Source organism: Micromonospora sp. MH33, from assembly GCF_003013775.1.
Classification (GTDB): domain Bacteria; phylum Actinomycetota; class Actinomycetes; order Mycobacteriales; family Micromonosporaceae; genus Micromonospora; species Micromonospora fulviviridis.
In genome coordinates this window covers 1-2401 of the sequence record NZ_MUYZ01000542.1, presented here as the reverse complement: position 1 = coordinate 2401, position 2401 = coordinate 1, and the positions used below count along the sequence as shown (strand labels likewise).

2 protein-coding genes and 1 pseudogene are annotated in these 2401 nt (G+C 72.8%); 2 read left to right on the top strand and 1 reads right to left on the bottom strand.

All coding sequences use genetic code 11. From position 1 onward, the window contains the following. Window positions 1-344, bottom strand: a 344-nt coding sequence (locus B0E53_RS35530) for an ATP-binding cassette domain-containing protein (RefSeq protein ID WP_146167942.1), incomplete at its 3' end; no start/stop codon positions are given. Window positions 345-645: 301 nt separating this feature from the next. Between B0E53_RS35530 and B0E53_RS35525 the strand changes: the two genes are divergently transcribed. Together B0E53_RS35525 and B0E53_RS35520 are read left to right on the top strand one after the other, a co-directional pair. Next, window positions 646-2082, top strand: coding sequence for a TldD/PmbA family protein (locus B0E53_RS35525; protein WP_107079830.1), 1437 nt, complete (start codon window positions 646-648; stop codon window positions 2080-2082). Beyond that, window positions 2079-2401 (top strand): annotated as a pseudogene (locus tag B0E53_RS35520) (TldD/PmbA family protein); the annotation flags it as partial. The gene B0E53_RS35525 and the pseudogene B0E53_RS35520, both read left to right, overlap by 4 nt.

Here is a 2401-nt window from a genome sequence, read left to right as displayed (position 1 = left end):
ATGTCCCGGCCCCGCAGCCGCCGCACCTCCTCCTCCGGCAGCCCGACCAGCTGACGACCACCCACCGAGATCTCCCCGGTGATGGTGGCCCGCTTCGTGTTGTGCAGACCCAGGACCGCCAGCGACGTGACGCTCTTCCCCGAACCCGACTCCCCCACGATGCCCAGCGTGCGACCGCGCTCGACGGCGAACGACACCCCGTCGACGGCCTTCACCACGCCGTCCTCGGTCTCGAACCGCACCCGCAGGTCCGTGACCCGCAGATAGGGGCCCTCGCCGGTGCGCTGCTCCGGCACCTCGGGGCGGTCCGGCTCCCCGGACGGCACCGACTCCGACCTGCCCATGACCGCCTCCCTCTGTGACGAAGAGAACTTACAACAAACTTCTGGAGGCGAAAATAAGCTACAGAACGCGGCCTGTCAGCGGCCCGAGCGTAACGACTGGGTTTCCAACCTGAACAGCCCTCACCTGGACATTCATGGTTGCGACTGGGCAACGCCTCCAGCGGCAGGGCGCGCACTACGTCGAGCGATCCGTCACGAAGGCGGGCGAGGTGCTGGAGTTGACCGATCCCGCCGGGCGACGATCCACCCCGAGGAACTGCTCGGCTGACGCACGTCGGTCGGTTCGCCTAGGGTCGGGCGCATGACGGGATTCGACGCGGCCACGGCCGCTGTCCAGGCCGCCCTCGACGCGGGAGCCCGGTACGCCGACGCCCGGGTGATGCACCGCCGCTACGAGTCGATGTCGGCCCGCAACGGGGACATCGAGGAGCTGACCCAGGACGAGAGCATCGGGCTGGGCGTCCGCGCCCTGGTCGGGTCGAGTTGGGGCTTCCACGCCGTACCCGAGCTGTCGGACGCCGCGGCGCGCGACGCCGGCCGGCGCGCCGCGGCGATCGCCACCGCGAGCGCGCGGGTCCCCGGCCCGCCGATCGACCTGGTCGCGGTCGAGGCGACGGTGGCGAGCTGGGCCTCGGCCTGCGACGTCGACCCGCTCGGCGTGCCGCTCACCGACAAGGGCGACCTGCTGGTGCGCGCCACCGCGACGATGCGGGAGCACGGCGCCGACCTGGCCGAGGGGCTCTACCAGATCTGGGACACCACCAAGTGGTTCGTCTCCAGCGAGGGGCACCGCATCGACCAGCGCATCCGGGAGTGCGGCGGCGGCATCTCGGCCACCTCGATCGGCGACGTTGAGACCCAGCGCCGCTCCTACCCGAGCTACCGCGGCCAGTACGGCACCACCGGCTGGGAACTGGTCACCTCACTCGACCTGGCCGCACACGCCGCGCGGATCGCCGAGGAGTCCCGGGAGCTGCTCACCGCCCCGGAGTGCCCGTCCGGCGAGACCGACCTGATCCTCGGCGGCGAGCAGCTCGCCCTCCAGATCCACGAGTCGGTCGGGCACGCCATCGAGCTGGACCGGATCCTCGGCTGGGAGGCGGCCTTCGCCGGCACGTCCTGGTTGGACCTGAGCCGGCTCGGCACGCTTCAGTACGGCTCGGAGCTGATGAACATCACCATCGACCCGACCATCCCCGGCGCGCTGGGCAGCTTCGGCTTCGACGACGAGGGCTCCCCGGCGGCCAGGCGGGACGCGGTCCGCGAGGGGCGCTGGGTGGGGGTGCTCGCCGGCCGTGACTCGGCCGCCGTCGCGGGCCTCGACTACGGCGGCAGCGTACGGGCGGACGGCTGGGCCCGGCTGCCCATGGTGCGGATGACCAACGTGGGCCTGGAGCCGGGCCCGCACACGCTCGACGAGATCATCGCGGCCACCGACGACGGGGTGCTGATGGACATCAACCGGTCCTGGTCGATCGACGACAAGCGGCTCAACTTCCAGTTCGGCTGCGAGGTCGGCTGGGAGGTGAAGAAGGGCCGGCGGGGGCGGCTGCTGCGCAACCCCACCTACACCGGCATCGGGCCGGTGTTCTGGCGCTCGATGGACATGCTCTCTTCCGAGATCGTGCCGTGGGGCACGCCGAACTGCGGCAAGGGGCAGCCCGGCCAGACCGGGCACACCGGCCATCCGGCCGCCCCGGCCCGCTTCCGCAACGTCCGGGTGGGGGTGCGGGCATGACCGAGGTGGACCTCGCCGGCCGGGTGGTGGAGCTGGTCCGGCGGCTGGCCGGGCCGGGCGCCGAGGCCGAGGTGGTGGTGACCCGGGCCGACCTGGCGCTGACCCGGTTCGCCAACTCCTTCATCCACCAGAACGTCGCCGAGTCGGCCACCACGGTCCGGCTCCGGCTGCACGCCGACGGCCGGACGGCCGCGGGCAGCGGCAGCCTGGTCGACCCCGACGGGCTGACCGCGCTGGTGGAGCGGACCCTGGCCGCGGCGCGGCTCTGCCCGCCCGACCCGGCCTGGCCGGGACTCACCCCGCCGGCGCCGGTCCCGTC

Bases quoted from the DNA above. Each gene is read 5' to 3' on its own strand.
- B0E53_RS35525 (WP_107079830.1), top strand. From the start codon at position 646: ATGACGGGATTCGACGCGGCCACGGCCGCTGTCCAGGCCGCCCTCGAC.